This window comes from Arthrobacter sp. NyZ413, from assembly GCF_049390645.1.
Lineage (GTDB): Bacteria > Actinomycetota > Actinomycetes > Actinomycetales > Micrococcaceae > Arthrobacter.
On the sequence record NZ_CP155434.1, the window covers coordinates 146,477 to 162,090 of the forward strand.

Genomic DNA, 15,614 nt, shown 5'->3' on the forward strand with positions numbered 1-15,614 from the left:
GCCGGGATGGTTACGTTCACCCGGCGTTCATCTCAGTCGAGCTCACCAAGCCGCCAGGCATTCGCTGCGTGCTCAAGGTCCTCGGCAGTCTTCACGAGTTGGTGCGAACTCCGGGTCAGCTTGCTTGCGTGGCCTTCGTTCGCGTGCTCCGCGCTGTCCGCCAGCGTGGCCTGCCCGAGCGCCACGACGCGGCAAAACGCAGCTGAACGTTCCAACGCGACGTCGAAATCGCCGTCGAACGCTCCCGACAAGATGGCATCCGCCATCTGCTTCATTTCGTCCGCTCCCGGCGGCTCCGCGGCTCCCGCCACAACGTGGGAAACCTGGGCTGTGTCGCGTCCGGCTTTGAAGTACACGGAGATGCGCTCGGAGTTTTGCATGGTGGCGGCACGCAATGCGTAAAGTCGCCAGAGCGCGCCCGGCAAGGAACGGGCGGGACTTTCTGCCCACATTTCGGCGATGGCGTCCAAGCCTTGTTCGTCGGCGAGTTTTACGAGGCGCTTGGTGATCTTGGGATCATCGCTGTCCCGGCCACGCTTCACGAGTGCCTGCGCCGCAAGGTGTGCGGCTTCCGACACCCGCGCGGGGTCCGCTCCGCCCGCGAACGGCTCGAAGTCAATCGGTGCGAAAGGTTTGGGCTTGTGATGCCTGTTTGCTCCGCCATATACAGGGGGTACCGATTGTTCACTCATGCCCCAACGCTACTCCTGTGCCTCAAGTCGCGCACTCTTGACGGGGTTTGTTGTGGCGGTCCCGGGTGCCCGTTGTTCCTGACCTTGTTTGGGTGGGTTGGTGCCAAAACGGCGCTGAGCTTGAGGTACAGTATTCATGGCTGTTTCCACAGCCGCAGGGGCCTTTAGCTCAGTTGGTAGAGCATCGGACTTTTAATCCGTGGGTCGTGGGTTCGATCCCCACAGGGCCCACCCATGTGGAAGGCGCGGGCAATCCGCGCCTTCTCCTTTTCCCATCAAGTCTCCGGCAACTGCCAGACTGTTCCTTATGCAAGCGCTCCTCGATGGCCTCTCGAACACCAGCCCCCTCCTGATCGCGTGCATCGTCTTCGCGCTCGTCTTTGCCGAAGACGCCATCTTCGTGGGCTTCGTGATCCCCGGCGAGACCGCTGCCGTGGTGGGCGGGGTGATCGCAAGCCGGGGGGTCTTTCCCCTGTGGGGCATGCTCTTGATAGTCGTGGCAGCCGCCATCACCGGAGACACCGTCGGTTATGAGATCGGCAAGCACTTCGGGCCGCGCGTAATGGCGCTGAAGATCCTGGACAAACGACGGGAGCAGTTGCAAAAGGCCGAAGACTTCCTCAAGGACAAAGGCGGCTTGGCCGTGTTCCTGGGCCGGTTCACGGCATTCTTCCGCGCCGTCATGCCGGCGCTCGCAGGGCTCAGCCAGATGCCCTACAAAAGGTTCGCGTTCTGGAACTTCAGCGGCGGGATTATTTGGGGGTCGCTGTTCGTGACCCTTGGCTTCGTGGCAGGCAACTCCTACGAGCAAGTGGCTCGAACGGCGGGGCGGGGAGCCGCGGCGGTTGTGGCCGTCATTGCGATAGCCATTGTGATCGTGTGGCAAGTCAGGAAACATCGGGCGAAGAAGGGCTGATCCGGCTCCCATGCCGAAATCCTGCGGTAACCCGGCGGGCTTAGCCTGGTCACAATTCGTTCGGGAGGAGTGGTGCGGGGGCGAACTGGATGTGTCTGATATTTGGCGTTATAACCGTAGTAGCTGCCGCGACGTCCTCGGCTTTTCCAGCCTCGAGTGATCTGATGTCCGCTATCGCAGCACGCAACTTTTAAGGAGAACCGATGCATCTTTTGCCCCGTGAGCAGGAAAAGCTCATGATCGTGGTTGCTGCCGACCTTGCTAGGCGCAGGCAATCCCGCGGGCTGAAACTCAACTTCCCCGAAGCCGTCGCGATCATCAGCTACGAACTGATCGAGGGCGCCCGCGACGGGAGGACGGTAGCCGAACTCATGAGCTACGGCACCACCTTGCTTCGCCGGGAAGACGTCATGGAAGGCGTGCCCGAGATGATCCACGACGTCCAGATCGAAGCCACCTTTCCCGACGGCACCAAACTCGTCACCGTCCACAACCCAATCCGCTAGGAGGCCAGCATGATTCCGGGAGAATACCGGCTCCGCGAAGAGCCCATCGTGTGCAACAGCGGACGCGACGCCGTGGCAGTCAGAGTGGTCAACCGTGGTGACCGGCCCGTTCAGGTGGGTTCGCACTACCACTTCGCCGAAGCGAACCCCGCCCTCGAATTCGACCGCGACGCCGCTCAGGGCCGCCGCCTAGATATCCCCGCCGGGACGGCTGCGCGCTTCGAACCGGGCGACGCGAAGACAGTCCAACTGGTGGAACTAGCGGGCACCCGCGAAGTGTACGGGTTGCGAAATGCCGTTAACGGTTCGCTCGATTCGACGCCCGCACAGGCGAATGGCAGTGAAGGAAAAGTACAGTGAGCTTCGAAATATCGCGCAAGCAGTATTCAGACCTTTACGGCCCGACGACGGGCGACGCCATCCGATTGGCGGACACCGAGCTGTTCCTCGAGATCGAAAAGGACTACACGGTCTACGGCGAAGAAGTCGTCTTCGGCGGCGGAAAAGTGGTCCGCGACGGAATGGGGCAGAACGGCCAAGTAACCCGCGACGGCCGTGTGCCGGCTTCCAATGCGGCCTCGGGTGAAACACTCGATGTGCCGGACACCGTCATTTCGAACGTCGTGGTCCTGGACTACACCGGAATCTACAAGGCAGACGTCGCCCTGAAGGACGGGCATATCTTCAAGATCGGCAAGGCCGGAAACCCGCAAATCACGAACGGCGTGGACATCGTCATCGGCGCGAGCACCGAAATGATCGCCGGTGAAGGCAAGATCCTCACGGCAGGGGGTGTGGACACCCACATCCACTACATCTCGCCGGACCAGGTCCCCACCGCACTTTGTAGCGGCGTCACCACTATGGTGGGCGGCGGCACGGGGCCGGCTGAAGGCACCAAGGCCACCACCATCACCCCCGGCAAATGGCACATTTCAAATTTGCTCCAGGCTGTCGAAGGGCTCCCCATCAACATCGGCCTCTTCGGCAAGGGCCACGCGTCCGACGTCGAGCCCCTCGCCGAGCAGATCCGCGCTGGTGCCGTCGGCCTGAAAGTCCACGAGGACTGGGGCGCCACGACGTCGTCCATCGACATGTCCTTGCGGGTCGCCGACGAGTACGACGTGCAAGTGGCCATCCACACCGACACCCTCAATGAGTGCGGTTTCGTGGAGGACACCATCAAGGCGATCGACGGCCGCGTGATCCACACCTTCCACACCGAAGGCGCAGGCGGTGGACACGCCCCGGACATCATCAAGATCGCCGGACTTCCCAACGTTCTCCCTGCCTCCACCAACCCCACCCTGCCGTACACGCGCAACACCATCGAAGAGCACCTGGACATGCTCATGGTGTGCCACCACCTCAACCCGGACATTCCCGAGGACGTAGCCTTCGCCGATTCCCGCATCCGCGCCGAAACCATCGCGGCCGAGGACGTCCTCCAGGATCTGGGCGTCTTCTCGATGACCTCTTCCGATTCCCAGGCCATGGGCCGGGTGGGCGAAGTGGTCACCCGGACCTGGCAGGTGGCCGACGCCATGAAGCGGCAGCGCGGCGTGCTGAAGGATCCGTCCGGTGCGGAGCACGGTGCGGCAAACGGCTTGGGCAACGAAAGCGACAACTTCAGGATCAAGCGCTACATCGCCAAATACACCATCAACCCCGCGATCGCCCAGGGCATGGCTGATTCCATCGGCTCCGTGGAGGTGGGGAAGTTCGCGGACCTCGTTCTCTGGAATCCGGCGTTCTTCGGCGTGAAACCCGAACTCGTCCTCAAAGGCGGGCAGATCGCCTACGCACTGATGGGCGACTCCAACGGGTCCATCCCCACCCCGCAGCCACGCACCATGCGTCCGATGTTCGCCACCCATGGCAAAGCACTGCAGCAGTCCTCCATCACTTTCCTCTCGAAGGCTGCCATCGCCGCGGGCGTCCCCCAGGAACTCGGGCTCGAACGTGTCATCCGCTCCGTCTCCGGTATCCGGAACCTGCGCAAGGCGGACCTGAAGTTCAACGGCGAAACGCCGGACATCGCCGTCGACCCCGAGACGTACAGGGTGACGGTCGACGGCGAAGACGTCACCTGCGAGCCCTCCGACGTGCTGCCCATGGCCCAGCGATACTTCCTCTTCTAGATCGCGGAAGGATAGAAACGTGATCATCGAAAAGATCCTGGGCAACCTCCACGAATTGCCCGACCCCGAACAATACGCCGGCCTCCACAAGGAAAAGGTCGTCGTGCCGAGCGCCCAACTGGTCAAACGCATCCAACGCGTCACCACGGACCACGGAAAGGAACTCGGCATCCGCCTCCCGGTAGGATCCGGAGACCTGCGCGACGGCGATATCCTCGCCATCGAGGACAGCAACCTCATCGTCGTCTCGGTACTCCCGACCGACGTCCTGGTCATTGCCCCGCGCAGCATCTACGAAATGGGGGTCGTGGCGCATTCGCTAGGCAACCGGCACCTGCAAGCCCAATTCTTCGACGCTGAATCCGAGTACGGGACCGAATCCATGGTGTGCCAATACGACCACACCGTCGAGGACTACCTCAAGCACGTCGGCGTGCCCTACGACCGCCAGGAGCGCGTCATGCCGGTGCCTTTCCGCCATGCTGAACACACGCACTGAGCCGGCTTCAGGCGCTGCCGCGGCTTGGTGCGCTCCGCTGGGAAGGGGGCCGTGCCCGTCCCCAGCCGCTCCCAACCCTCGCAAGCTCGGGTCGGGGCCCTCGCGGCTGTGGGCCCCCCGCGAGCATCGTCACGCCGCGGCCCCCTTCCCAGCTGCGCTCGTGCGAGGCACCTCATGAGCGCGTCGTACCAGCTGGCCTTGCGGCAGCTGACCGACTCCGCTCTTCCCACAGGCGCGTTTGCGCACTCCTTGGGGTTTGAGACGTACATCGAGCGGGGGGTCGTGGTTGATGAGGGGAGTTTTGGGGTTTGGTTGTCGGCGTTCATCTCGCAGCAGTTGACCTATTCGGACGGGTTGGCTTTTCGGTTCCTTTATGAGGGCGTCGATGTGGGGGAGCTGGATGAGCACCTCAGCGCTCAGTTGCTGCCTCGGCAGGTGCGGGAGGCCAGTACCAAGATGGGTGCGCGGTTGCTCGAAATCGGGACCGAAGTGTTCCCGTCGGGCGAACTGGAAGCCTACCGCGCCCTGGTGACCACAGGCCGGGCCGAAGGACACCAGCCGCTCGCGTTCGCCGTCGTCGCACGCTCGCTGGGGGTGCCTCTGGAAGAGGCGCTCGCCGCCTACCTCTTCGCGGCGGTCACCTCACTGACGCAAAACGCCGTGCGCGCCATCCCGCTCGGCCAGAACGCGGGGCAGCGGGTACTGCGACAAGCGCACGACGCCGTTGCTGCCGCCGTCGAACATGTCCGGCACCTCAGCTGGGACGACTTCGGGGCCGTCAGCCCCGGACTGGAAATTTCGCAAATGCGCCACGAACGGCAACGTGCGCGCATGTTCATGAGCTAGAAGCACAGGAGGACACATGTCTGAACCCATCAGAATCGGCATCGGCGGCCCGGTCGGCGCCGGCAAAACCCAACTCGTTGAGCGCATCACCCGCCACATGAGCCGTGAAATCTCCATGGCCGCGATCACCAACGACATCTACACGATCGAAGACGCCAAGATCCTCGCAGCCAACGGAATCCTGCCGGAGGGCCGGATCATCGGCGTCGAAACCGGCGGCTGCCCGCACACGGCCATCCGCGAAGACACCTCCATGAACACGGCTGCGATCGAGGAACTCAAACGGCGCCACCCGGACCTGCAGGTCATCTTCGTCGAATCCGGCGGCGACAACCTCTCCGCCACATTCAGCCCCGAACTCGTCGACTTCTCGATCTACATCATCGACGTCGCCCAAGGCGAAAAGATCCCGCGCAAAGCCGGCCAAGGCATGATCAAATCGGACCTCTTCATCATCAATAAGACCGACCTCGCCCCCTTCGTTGGAGCAGACCTGTCCATCATGGAGCGCGACTCCAAGGAATTCCGCGGCGACAAACCCTTCTGCTTCACCAACCTGAAGACCGACGAAGGGCTGGAGAAAGTCATCGAATGGATTCGGCACGATGTCCTGATGCTCGACCTCGCCGGATGAGCACGACGGCGACGGCGGCTGAGGTTGCTCCGCTGGACGGGTCACCTCCGGCGGCTCCGCCGGATTTGGGGCCGTGCCCGTCCCCAGCCGCTCCCAACCCTCGCAAGCTCGGGCCGGGGCCCTCGCGGCCGTGGGCCCCTCGCGAGCATCACCACGCCGCGGCCCCCAAATCCGGCTTCGCCGCCTCTTCTGTTAGCTCACCACGCGGCGAACTCAGCTTGCGGGTCGCCCTGCGTGATCAGCGTTCCGTGGCCGTGCAACAGTTTCATCAGGGTGCCTTGAGGGTGTTGAGGCCGCACTATCTTGGTGGGGATGGGCAGGTTTGCTATGTCATGGTCAATCCGGGTGGGGCGTACCTGGGGGCGGATCTCTATGTTGTGGACGTGGAGGTCGAGGCGGGGGCTTCGATGCTTTTGACGACGCAGTCGGCCACGAAGATTTATAAGACTCCGGGGTCGTTTGCGGAGCAGAGGATGACTGTCCGCTTGGGGGAGCATGCTCAATTGGAGTTGACTCCGGACCAGCTCATCGCCTACCGGGACGCGAGCTACCGGCAGGATACCCGCATCACTGTCCACCCGACGTCGAGCCTTGTCATTTCCGATGTCATCACGCCGGGTTGGTCGCCTGACGGCGCCGACTTCAAGTACCAGGAGTTGCGGCTTCGGAACGAGATCCGCGTGGAAAGCGGCAGTGACGAGGCGTTGCTCGCGCTCGACAATGTCCTGGTCCGGCCGCCGCTCGGCAACGTGTCCGGCCTCGGATTCATGGAGGGTTTCAGCCACATGGGCTCCCTGATCGTGGTGGATGCGCGGGTGGACCAGGCACTGGCGGACGAACTGCACGGCGCGACGACTGGATATGACGCCTATACGGGGTTGTCGCTGACGCGTACCGTTCATGGCACCACGGGGCTTGTTTTGCGGTCGTTGTCGAACACCACGGAAGAATTGAACCGGCTGCTCGGTGCCTGCACCGGCCTCTTGCGTGAACGCTGGCATGGCCGGGCGCCGCTGAACCTCAGGAAGTACTGATGACATCACTCGCCGAGTTCGCGTCCATGTATCGACGGCGCGAGCACCTACCCCTGAAGTCGCGGCTCGCGTTCATGTTCGGCTCGGTCATCCTCCTGCACGTTGCCGCCGTCGTTCTCTTGCTCGCGGGCGGCGCAAGCGGCGGGGAGCCGCTCGCGCTGGGACTTGTGCTGACTGCGTACACGGCCGGTATCAAGCACAGCTATGACTGGGACCACATCGCCGCGATCGACAACTCGACGCGGAAATTCGTCGCGCAGCACAAGGATCCGGTCAGCGTCGGCCTTGCCTTCAGCCTCGGCCACAGCTCGGTGGTGATCCTGGCCGGCGTGATGGTGGTGGGCGGTGCCGCCTTGGTCGGGCAGCTCATGGATGAAGGCACCACTGCCCACCTTGTGATGGGGTTGATCGGCAGCGCCGTTTCGGGCCTCTTCCTCCTGGGCATGGGACTCTTCAACGGCTCGGCCTTCCTGCGGACAGTCCAGCTGTACCGGGTGGCGCGGGCCGGCGGGGAGATCGCCGTCGAAGACCTCGCGACGAGGGGCTTCATCGCACGGCTCCTCAGCAAACCGCTGTCCAAGGTCCAACGTCCGCGGAACATCTACGTGATCGGATTCCTGTTCGGCCTCGGCTTCGACACCGCCACTACCATCGGGCTGCTTGTGCTTACGACGGCGGCCTCCCTCGCCGGTGTTTCCGCCTGGGCCCTCTTGGCGCTTCCGTTGGCGTTCACCGCGGCCATGACCCTCTGCGATTCGGGCAACGGAGTGGTCATGATGCACATGTACAAGTCGGCCATTCACGACCCCAGGCGAAAACTCGGGTTCAACGCGGTCATCACGGGCATCTCGGCGTTCTCTGCCTTGTTCATCTCGGTCATCACGCTCGGCGGCTTCCTCAACGAGGCCTTCGGCCTGAGCGATCCGATCAGCAACTGGTTGGGCGAAATCGACCTTGGCGACGCGGGCCTCGTGTTGGTCGGGCTGTTCCTTGCGGTGTGGATCGTCGCGGTTCTGCTGCGCCGTCGTGCCGCGCCCCGTGGCCGTGCCGCGCCCCGAACCTGACGCTCGAGGGGCATGATGGAGCCATGGACGCCAAAGACGCGCTCAACGAAACCGCCTTCTGGCTGGAACGCGAACTCGCCGACAGCTTCAAGGTGCAGGCCTTCCGCCGGGCCGCGGGCGTCATCGCCGACCTGTCGGCCGAGGAACTCGCTGAACGGGTCAGGGATGGCCGCCTCAAACGGACCAAGGGAATCGGCAACCGTACTTTCGAGGTCATCAGCCAGGCCGTCGGAGGTAAAGTTCCCGACTATTTGGAGAACCTCCGCCAGCGTGGCGCCGAACCGCTCGCAACCGGCGGCCGCGCCCTGGCCGCGGAGATCCGGGGAGACCTGCACAGCCACAGCAATTGGTCCGACGGCGGCTCGCCGATTGAGGCCATGGCTGCCGCGGCACGCACGCTCGGGCGCGAATACCTCGCGCTGACAGACCATTCGCCCAACCTCACCATCGCCAACGGACTCAGCGCCGAGCGCTTGACGAAGCAAATCGACATCGTCGAGGACCTCAACCAGGACTCGCCAGATTTCAGGCTGTTGACCGGAATCGAGGTGGACATCCTTGAGAGTGGCGAACTGGACCAAGTCCCTGAGCTTCTCCGGAGGCTGGATGTGGTGGTAGCCAGCGTCCACTCGAAGCTCCGCTCGGACAAACACACCATGACAAAGCGCATGCTCCGGGCGGTCGAGGACCCGCATACCAACGTGCTCGGGCACTGCACCGGGCGATTGGTCCGTGGCTCGCGGGGAACCCGGCCGCCGTCGGAATTCGACGCGAAGAAGGTGTTCGAATCGTGCGCGGAGCACGGGGTCGCCGTGGAAATCAATTCCCGGCCGGAGCGTCAAGACCCGCCGGACGAACTGATCATGATCGCCGTGGACAGCGGTTGCCTCTTCAGCATCGACAGTGATGCGCATGCTCCCGGCCAACTCGATTTCCTGCAGTACGGCGCGGAACGGGCCGAAGCCAACGGCATCCCCGCCGAACGGATCGTCACCACGTGGCCGCTCGAGCGGCTCGAGCAGTGGCTGCGCTCAAAGCAATAGGGGCTGGGGGCGTCATACGTGAGCAAGCGTCGGGATGCCCTGCAATAATCGGAACCAGTTGCCTCGCATGGGAAGCACGCGGGGCGGTATGCACCTTCGGACGGAACCCATCAAGGACGAGGCGGACATGACCTACACTCCCATCCAGCAGGACACCCCCAGGCAAGATACCCCGAGCAGCCAAGCGCCGGGAGACGCCTCGGAAATCAACGGGGAACTCCTTCAGCGGCTCGCGGATGCCCACGGCGTCGGGACCTCTTTCCACGGTTGGGACGGCCTCCAGCACGATGTTTCTCCCAGGACCTTGGTCCAGGTGCTGGCAGCGCTCGGTGTAGCCGCGGACTCGAATGAGCAGATCGAAGCCGCATTGGTGGACGTGGAACTGGCTCCGTGGCGGCGGATGCTGCCGCCCGCCGTCGTGCTCCAGGAAGGAAGCGCAACCGCGGTACATGTCCATGTGCGCGACGGATCTTCCGTGAGCCTGACCATCACGCTGGAGGACGGTACGGAATTCGCGGCCGTCCAGCAAGAAGATTGGGCGCCCGCCCGCGACGTCGATGGCGTTCGAACCGGCCAGGCCGCGTTCGAGATCCCGGCGGGCCTGCCGCTCGGCTACCACTCGCTTAGGGCAGAGTCCGACGGCGTCTCGGCCATCACAGTGCTCGCCGTGGTTCCGGCAAAATTGCAAACGGCTGCCCAATTGGAGGAACGGCGCGGTTGGGGACTCGCGACCCAGTTGTATTCCGTCCGCTCAAAGCGTTCCTGGGGAATCGGGGACTTCGCCGACCTCGCGGACTTGGCAGCCCTGGCTGGAGCGCGCGGCGCCGACTACGTCCTGGTGAACCCCTTGCACGCCGCGGATCCCGTGCCTCCCATCCAGGCTTCGCCGTATTCCCCCTCGACCAGGCGCTTCTTCAACCCCATATATATTCGGATTGAAGAAATTCCCGAGTTGGCATATGTCAAGCCGCGGAAGCGTGCTGCGGTGGATCGCTTGCTGGACCAGGTCCACGCGCTCAACAAAAATCCGGACCGTTTGGACCGGGACCAGATCTTCGGTGCCAAGCTGGCAGCGCTGGAGCTACTCCACTCCGTCCGTCTTTCACCATCCCGCCAACGCGCGTTCGATGAATTCTGCCGGGAAGCCGGTTCGGGCTTGGATGATTTCGCGCTGTGGTGCGCCATCCGCGAAGACCATGCGCCTGAGGACCCGATCTGGCAGGATCCGGACGTCGTGGCCGGTTCGGCGAGGGTCGAATCGATGCGCCAGGCTTTGGCGGGCCGGATTGCATTCCACCGTTGGCTTCAGTGGATTTGCGACGAACAACTCGAATCAGCCCAGGCGGCAGCGCGGCGTTCGGGCATGCGCCTGGGTGTAGTGCATGATCTCGCAGTCGGCGCGGACCTCAGCAGCGCCGACGCCTGGAACCTCCGGGACAGCTTCGCGCACGGCGTGAGCGTGGGCGCGCCGCCGGACATGTACAACCAACTCGGCCAGAACTGGAACCAGCCGCCGTGGCATCCGGTGCGCCTGGCCGAGGCCGGCTACTTGCCTTTGCGCGCGATGCTCTCCACTGTGCTGCGCCACGCCGGCGGCATTCGCGTGGACCACATCCTGGGACTTTTCCGTTTGTGGTGGATTCCTGCCGGGAATTCCGCGAGCGACGGCGCATACGTCCGCTACGACCATGAAGCGCTCATCGGGATCCTCGCGCTGGAAGCCCACCGCGCGGGCGCCGTGGTCATCGGTGAAGATCTGGGGGTCTTCGAGCCCTGGGTGCGGGACTACCTCGCTGCCCGCGGAATCCTGGGTACCTCGATCTTGTGGTTCGAGAACGACGGCGACGCGCCCCTTGCGCCCGAACGGTACCGGACGCAGGCGCTCGCCAGCGTCAATACCCACGACCTTCCACCCACCGCCGGCTACCTCGCAGGAGACCATGTGGACCTTCGCGGTGAGCTTGGCTTGCTTGAGCGGAGCGTGGCGGAAGAGCGGGCCGAGCATGAGGCGTCCTTGGAGAAAATGATGGCCATGCTGCGCGAACGCGGCTTGCTCACTCCGGACGCCGGCGAGGCGCAGGTCATCGAGGCCCTGCACCGGCTTCTGGCGCAGGCACCGTCGGTCCTGCTGGGTGTGGCGCTGGTGGACGCGGTAGGGGAACGGCGGGTGCAAAACCAGCCGGGGACAACCTCGGAGGTCTACCCTAACTGGCAAGTACCGCTGGCGGACGAGAACGGCCGCGCAGTGCTCATCGACGACCTCCATGCCAACCAGCGGTTCAACGCTCTGCTTGCGGCCGTTGACGCGGCAGTCCGGAAGTAGGCGTTTTGGCTCGTCCCGGTCAGCCAGCCGGAACCAGCGCAGTAGGTGAGCCGACGCTCAACTGGCCTTGAACGTCGCCGGGAATGCCTGTGGTCGGATCCAAGGCGAACGTGGTGACCTGATGGGAACGCTCGTGCGCTACATGCAGCCAACCGCCTCCGACCATGTGGTGCCTCGGCCAGTTTCCCCCGCTGGGAACGTCCGCCACGGGACGGAGCCGGGTTCCGCTGCCTTCCACCGCCAGGACGCAGATCCGGTTGGAGCCGCGGATCCCGGTATAGACGAAGCGGGAGTCCTGCGACAACACAATCTCGGCCGCGGCATCGCCGTCCACAGCGCCGCCTTCGCTTGCAGGGCCTCGGCCCGAGAGCCCAAAGCGGCCGTCAGCACCGGGCAGGAGCACGGCGACCTCAATGGAGTACTCCGTCACGATGAACACCGCACTGGAAGGATGCTGGACCAAATGCCGCGGCCCGCTCCCGAGCGGAAGGGCTACCTCGTGGTCCAGGAGCAGCCCGGAATCCGGGAAGTAGTTCCAGACCCGCACGAGGTCGAAGCCGAGGTCGGTGGTCATGATCCTGCCGTCGTCGAGCATGAGGCTCGCATGGGCCCGGCTCACTCGTGCGCCGCCGGTAGCGATGTCCACCGCTCCCTCTTTTCCAGCGTGGGGATCCTTCGCCGGCGCGGCCGCGAAGCGCGAGGTGATGCCGCCGTCGTCGTCCAGTCCGTACAGGATGACGTTCCCGTCCCCCCAACAGGCCACCACAATGAACCGGCCGTCCGGATCGACGGCGACGTGGCACACGGCCGCGCCGGCGGACCAAGCGCCGCCCAAGGGCTCCAGGCTGAATTCGCCGTTCCGCCGGTACGCGCGGACAGTCTGGGCGGCCTCGCCCACCGCGTACACCACGGGAAGGCTCGGGTGGACGGCAACGAACGACGGCGATGGTGCTTCGGCAGCGGTGCCCAGCCACGTGAGGGTTCCGTCCGTAGCGGCCCCGATGGCCCCGATACCTTCCCCCCGACCGTCGCTGTCCGCCGTATAGGTGCCTACCCAGATGAGTGCCTCGCCAGTGTTCGCCGCCATGCCATCCCTAGAGTTGTTGTGTGAATTTCGCGGCGACCGCTGCCGCAAGTGACGCGGACCGGGTTAGTGGCCGTCCACGTCGGAGTCGACTCCCGCGTCGGCTCCCGCGTCCAAAGTGGCAATTGCGGAGAAGTCTTCGTTATCGAGCTGGAAATTGAAGACGTCCAGGTTCTCCTTCATCCGCTGGGGATTGGCGGACTTCGGGATCGCCACAAGGCCCTGCTGGACATGCCAGCGAAGGACCACCTGCCCGGCCGTCTTCCCATGCTTCTTGGCAATTCGCCCCAAAACCGGGGCGTTGAGCAGGTCCCTTCCGGCGCCCAACGGACTGTACGACTCAGTGGCGATGCCGTGGCTCTCATGGAACGCGCGCGAGTCAATACGGGTAATCGACGGCGAGACCTGGATCTGGTTGAGGGCCGGCACGATCGAGGTCTCTTCCATCAGCCGCTCGAGGTGCGAGGGCTTGAAGTTGGACACGCCGATCGAGCGTACCTTCCCCGCGGCCTGGAGGCGCTCGAACGTCTTCCACGTTGAAACGTATTCGTCGCGTTGGGGCAGCGGCCAGTGGATCAGCAGGAGGTCGACGTAATCGAGGCCAAGTCTTTCCAGCGAGCCTTCCAAGCCCCCGACGGCGCGTTCCCGGCCTTGGAAGGGACCGTCCAGCTTGGTGGTGATGAACATGTCTTCGCGGGCGATGCCGCTGTCCCGGACCCCCTGCCCGACGCCGGCTTCGTTACCGTAGCGCACTGCCGTATCGACGTGGCGGTAACCGAGTTCGACGGCGGACGCCACCGCCGTCGCGACCTCGGCGTCGTCGAGGGGCCAGGTTCCGAGGCCGATCTGCGGGATGGCGTGGCCGTCGTTGAGCTTGATCAAGGGTGCAGGATCCATACCGGAAGTCTTTCCTATCAGCAGCTGTTTGCACAGGGCGGCCAGCCGGTTGTTACCAGGCGTAGTCCTCGGGGGCTGTGCGGTGTCCCGGGAAGATGGCGTCGATCCGCTTGAGGGCGTCGGCATCGAGTGCCACGTCCAAGGCCCTGATGGCGGCATCCAATTGTTCTTGGGTGCGCGGCCCCACGATCGGTGCGGTCACGGCCGGTTGGTGCAACAACCACGCCAACGCCACGTCCCCGGGTTCATGCCCGAGGTCGTCGGCCAGGTCCTCGTAGGCGCGGATTTGCTCCTCGTGCTTCTTGAGCGTTTCGGCAGCGCGCCCCTCAAGGCGCCGGACGCCGTCGCGCTCTTTCTTCAAGACGCCACCCAGCAAACCGCCGTGAAGCGGCGACCACGGGATCAACCCGAGGCCGTATTGCTGCGCCGCCGGAATCACTTCCAGCTCGAGGTTCCGCGTGAGCAGGTTGTAGATGGACTGCTCGCTCACGAGCCCGTTGTAGTTACGCCGGGCCGCTGCCTCTTGGGCCTGCGCGATGTGCCAACCGGCGAAGTTGCTGCTGCCGGAATACAGGATCTTGCCCTGCTGGACCGCGACTTCGATCGCCTGCCAGATCTCATCCCACGGAGTGTTCCGGTCGACGTGGTGGAACTGGTAGACATCGATGTAGTCGGTCTGCAGGCGCTTCAAACTGGCGTCGAGCGCCCGCCGGATGTTGAGTGCGGACAGCTTGGATTCGTTGGGCCTCTCGGTCATGGTCCCGTAGAGCTTCGTGGCGAGGACAACTTGTTCCCGGCGCTCGCCGCCTTTGGCAAACCAGCGCCCGATGATTTCCTCGGTCCAGCCGCGGTGTTTCGCTCCGCCGTAGACATTGGCGGTGTCCACGAAGTTGATTCCGGAATCGACGGCCGAATCCATGATGGAGTGCGCAGCGGACTCTTCGGTTTGCGGGCCGAAATTCATGGTTCCGAGGCACAAACGGGATACTTTCAGGCCCGAACGGCCTAGCTGGGTGTATTGCATTGCCTGGTTCCTTCGCTTCCTGTTGGCGGTTTCTACATTTGGCTAAAGGATGCGACGGCGGGATCAGCGCCGATGCGCGCAACGCCGTCGAGCGCGCTGATCGCTGCCAGTTCGCCTGGGGTGAGCTGCAACGATGCCGCCTCGAGGTTCTGCCGGATCCGCTCCGGGTGGACCGACTTGGGAATCACGATGTTTCCGCTGGCGAGGTGCCACGCCAGGACGACCTGCCCGGGAGTCACGCCACGCTTCTCGGCCACCTCGGTGACGGCCGGTTTATTCAGGTCCGACCCCTGTCCGAGCGGACTGTAGGCCTCGACGGCAATCCCGTGCGAGCGGCTCTTGGCGGCAACCTCAGTCTGTTGGAAGGTGGGGTGCAGTTCGATCTGGTTGACCGCCGGAACGACGTCGGCCGAGTCCAGGAGGGTGCGGAGGTGGTCCGTCAGGAAGTTGGAGACGCCGATTGCTCGCGCGCCGCCGTCGGAATGGATCTTTTCGAGGGCTTTCCACGCGTCCACGAAGAGGCCTTGCGAGGGAACCGGCCAGTGGATCAGGTAGAGGTCGATGACATCGAGGCCGAGTTCGCGGCGGCTGTTGTCGAACGCGGCGGCGGCCTGGCCCTGTTCGCCGTTGCGCAATTTGGTGGTGATGAAGAGTTCTTCGCGCGCGATGCCCGAGGCTTTGATCGCCGCGCCAACGCCTGATTCGTTCCTATACGCGGCGGCCGTGTCGATGTGCCGGTAGCCGGCTTCCAGCGCGGCTTCCACAGCCTTCTGGGTTTCGGCGGGCGGGACCTGGAATACTCCGAAACCGAGCTGCGGGATGGTGACCGAGTTGTTCAGGACGAGGCTTGGCACGGAGGAATTCCGGGAGCTGGACATGTTAGGTCCTTTCGTCGCCAGGGGTGGATTGCT

At 64.1% G+C, this 15,614-nt stretch carries 16 protein-coding genes and 1 tRNA gene; 12 read left to right on the plus strand and 5 right to left on the minus strand.

Annotated features, from left to right (window positions below; genetic code table 11):
- Nucleotides 1-32: 32 nt before the first annotated feature.
- The gene (locus ABCW42_RS00705) at nt 33-692 is read right to left on the minus strand and encodes a hypothetical protein (RefSeq protein ID WP_133203487.1); all 660 of its coding nucleotides are present in this window, start codon (nt 690-692) and stop codon (nt 33-35) included.
- 158 nt (nt 693-850) lie between these two features.
- Here ABCW42_RS00705 and ABCW42_RS00710 point away from each other — a divergent pair.
- The 12 genes from ABCW42_RS00710 to malQ all read left to right on the plus strand — a co-directional run bounded on the left by ABCW42_RS00710 (nt 851) and on the right by malQ (nt 11,698).
- Nucleotides 851-923, plus strand: a tRNA-Lys gene (locus ABCW42_RS00710).
- A gap of 76 nt (nt 924-999) precedes the next feature.
- Complete coding sequence (locus ABCW42_RS00715) at nt 1,000-1,608, plus strand: DedA family protein (RefSeq protein WP_423183071.1); 609 nt, start codon at nt 1,000-1,002, stop codon at nt 1,606-1,608.
- 203 nt (nt 1,609-1,811) lie between these two features.
- On the plus strand, nt 1,812-2,114 hold the full coding sequence (locus tag ABCW42_RS00720; protein WP_306864056.1) for an urease subunit gamma: 303 nt from the start codon (nt 1,812-1,814) through the stop codon (nt 2,112-2,114).
- 9 nt (nt 2,115-2,123) lie between these two features.
- Entirely contained in the window at nt 2,124-2,474 is a 351-nt protein-coding gene (locus tag ABCW42_RS00725; RefSeq protein WP_423183072.1) for an urease subunit beta, read from the plus strand.
- Nucleotides 2,471-4,255, plus strand: a complete 1,785-nt coding sequence (gene ureC, locus ABCW42_RS00730; protein ID WP_423183073.1) for an urease subunit alpha — start codon at nt 2,471-2,473, stop codon at nt 4,253-4,255. The genes ABCW42_RS00725 and ureC overlap by 4 nt, the downstream gene beginning before the upstream one ends.
- A 19-nt stretch (nt 4,256-4,274) precedes the next feature.
- Entirely contained in the window at nt 4,275-4,754 is a 480-nt protein-coding gene (ureE, locus tag ABCW42_RS00735) for an urease accessory protein UreE (RefSeq protein ID WP_423183074.1), read from the plus strand.
- A gap of 174 nt (nt 4,755-4,928) precedes the next feature.
- Entirely contained in the window at nt 4,929-5,600 is a 672-nt protein-coding gene (locus ABCW42_RS00740) for an urease accessory protein UreF (RefSeq protein WP_423183075.1), read from the plus strand.
- A gap of 16 nt (nt 5,601-5,616) precedes the next feature.
- Complete coding sequence (gene ureG / locus ABCW42_RS00745) at nt 5,617-6,234, plus strand: urease accessory protein UreG (RefSeq protein WP_423183076.1); 618 nt, start codon at nt 5,617-5,619, stop codon at nt 6,232-6,234.
- Nucleotides 6,235-6,566: 332 nt separating this feature from the next.
- On the plus strand, nt 6,567-7,268 hold the full coding sequence (locus ABCW42_RS00750; RefSeq protein WP_423183077.1) for an urease accessory protein UreD: 702 nt from the start codon (nt 6,567-6,569) through the stop codon (nt 7,266-7,268).
- Nucleotides 7,268-8,332 carry a HoxN/HupN/NixA family nickel/cobalt transporter gene (locus ABCW42_RS00755; protein WP_423183078.1) on the plus strand — a complete coding sequence of 355 codons (1,065 nt, stop codon included), beginning with the start codon at nt 7,268-7,270 and terminating at the stop codon, nt 8,330-8,332. The genes ABCW42_RS00750 and ABCW42_RS00755 overlap by 1 nt, the downstream gene beginning before the upstream one ends.
- Nucleotides 8,333-8,355: 23 nt before the next feature.
- Nucleotides 8,356-9,375, plus strand: coding sequence for a PHP domain-containing protein (locus tag ABCW42_RS00760; RefSeq protein WP_423183079.1), 1,020 nt, complete (start codon nt 8,356-8,358; stop codon nt 9,373-9,375).
- Nucleotides 9,376-9,502: 127 nt separating this feature from the next.
- Nucleotides 9,503-11,698: a 4-alpha-glucanotransferase gene (gene malQ, locus ABCW42_RS00765; RefSeq protein ID WP_423183080.1), complete on the plus strand. Its 2,196-nt coding sequence runs from the start codon at nt 9,503-9,505 to the stop codon at nt 11,696-11,698.
- Nucleotides 11,699-11,717: 19 nt separating this feature from the next.
- On the opposite strand, the gene ABCW42_RS00770 is transcribed toward malQ, so the two are convergent.
- The 4 genes from ABCW42_RS00770 to ABCW42_RS00785 form a co-directional block, all read right to left on the minus strand.
- Entirely contained in the window at nt 11,718-12,785 is a 1,068-nt protein-coding gene (locus ABCW42_RS00770; RefSeq protein WP_423183081.1) for a lactonase family protein, read from the minus strand.
- Nucleotides 12,786-12,848: 63 nt separating this feature from the next.
- Nucleotides 12,849-13,679, minus strand: a complete 831-nt coding sequence (locus ABCW42_RS00775; RefSeq protein WP_423183082.1) for an aldo/keto reductase — start codon at nt 13,677-13,679, stop codon at nt 12,849-12,851.
- A 52-nt stretch (nt 13,680-13,731) separates the two neighbouring features.
- On the minus strand, nt 13,732-14,703 hold the full coding sequence (locus ABCW42_RS00780; protein WP_423183083.1) for an aldo/keto reductase: 972 nt from the start codon (nt 14,701-14,703) through the stop codon (nt 13,732-13,734).
- Nucleotides 14,704-14,735: 32 nt separating this feature from the next.
- Nucleotides 14,736-15,581, minus strand: a complete 846-nt coding sequence (locus ABCW42_RS00785) for an aldo/keto reductase (RefSeq protein ID WP_423183084.1) — start codon at nt 15,579-15,581, stop codon at nt 14,736-14,738.
- Nucleotides 15,582-15,614: the final 33 nt, after the last annotated feature.

Bases quoted from the DNA above. Each gene is read 5' to 3' on its own strand.
- ABCW42_RS00750 (WP_423183077.1), top strand. From the start codon at position 6,567: ATGGTCAATCCGGGTGGGGCGTACCTGGGGGCGGATCTCTATGTTGTG.
- ABCW42_RS00775 (WP_423183082.1), bottom strand. From the start codon at position 13,679: ATGGATCCTGCACCCTTGATCAAGCTCAACGACGGCCACGCCATCCCG.
- ABCW42_RS00780 (WP_423183083.1), bottom strand. From the start codon at position 14,703: ATGCAATACACCCAGCTAGGCCGTTCGGGCCTGAAAGTATCCCGTTTG.
- ABCW42_RS00705 (WP_133203487.1), bottom strand. From the start codon at position 692: ATGAGTGAACAATCGGTACCCCCTGTATATGGCGGAGCAAACAGGCAT.
- ABCW42_RS00740 (WP_423183075.1), top strand. From the start codon at position 4,929: ATGAGCGCGTCGTACCAGCTGGCCTTGCGGCAGCTGACCGACTCCGCT.
- ureG (WP_423183076.1), top strand. From the start codon at position 5,617: ATGTCTGAACCCATCAGAATCGGCATCGGCGGCCCGGTCGGCGCCGGC.
- malQ (WP_423183080.1), top strand. From the start codon at position 9,503: ATGACCTACACTCCCATCCAGCAGGACACCCCCAGGCAAGATACCCCG.
- ABCW42_RS00720 (WP_306864056.1), top strand. From the start codon at position 1,812: ATGCATCTTTTGCCCCGTGAGCAGGAAAAGCTCATGATCGTGGTTGCT.
- ABCW42_RS00715 (WP_423183071.1), top strand. From the start codon at position 1,000: ATGCAAGCGCTCCTCGATGGCCTCTCGAACACCAGCCCCCTCCTGATC.
- ABCW42_RS00755 (WP_423183078.1), top strand. From the start codon at position 7,268: ATGACATCACTCGCCGAGTTCGCGTCCATGTATCGACGGCGCGAGCAC.
- ABCW42_RS00770 (WP_423183081.1), bottom strand. From the start codon at position 12,785: ATGGCGGCGAACACTGGCGAGGCACTCATCTGGGTAGGCACCTATACG.
- ABCW42_RS00785 (WP_423183084.1), bottom strand. From the start codon at position 15,581: ATGTCCAGCTCCCGGAATTCCTCCGTGCCAAGCCTCGTCCTGAACAAC.
- ABCW42_RS00725 (WP_423183072.1), top strand. From the start codon at position 2,124: ATGATTCCGGGAGAATACCGGCTCCGCGAAGAGCCCATCGTGTGCAAC.
- ABCW42_RS00760 (WP_423183079.1), top strand. From the start codon at position 8,356: ATGGACGCCAAAGACGCGCTCAACGAAACCGCCTTCTGGCTGGAACGC.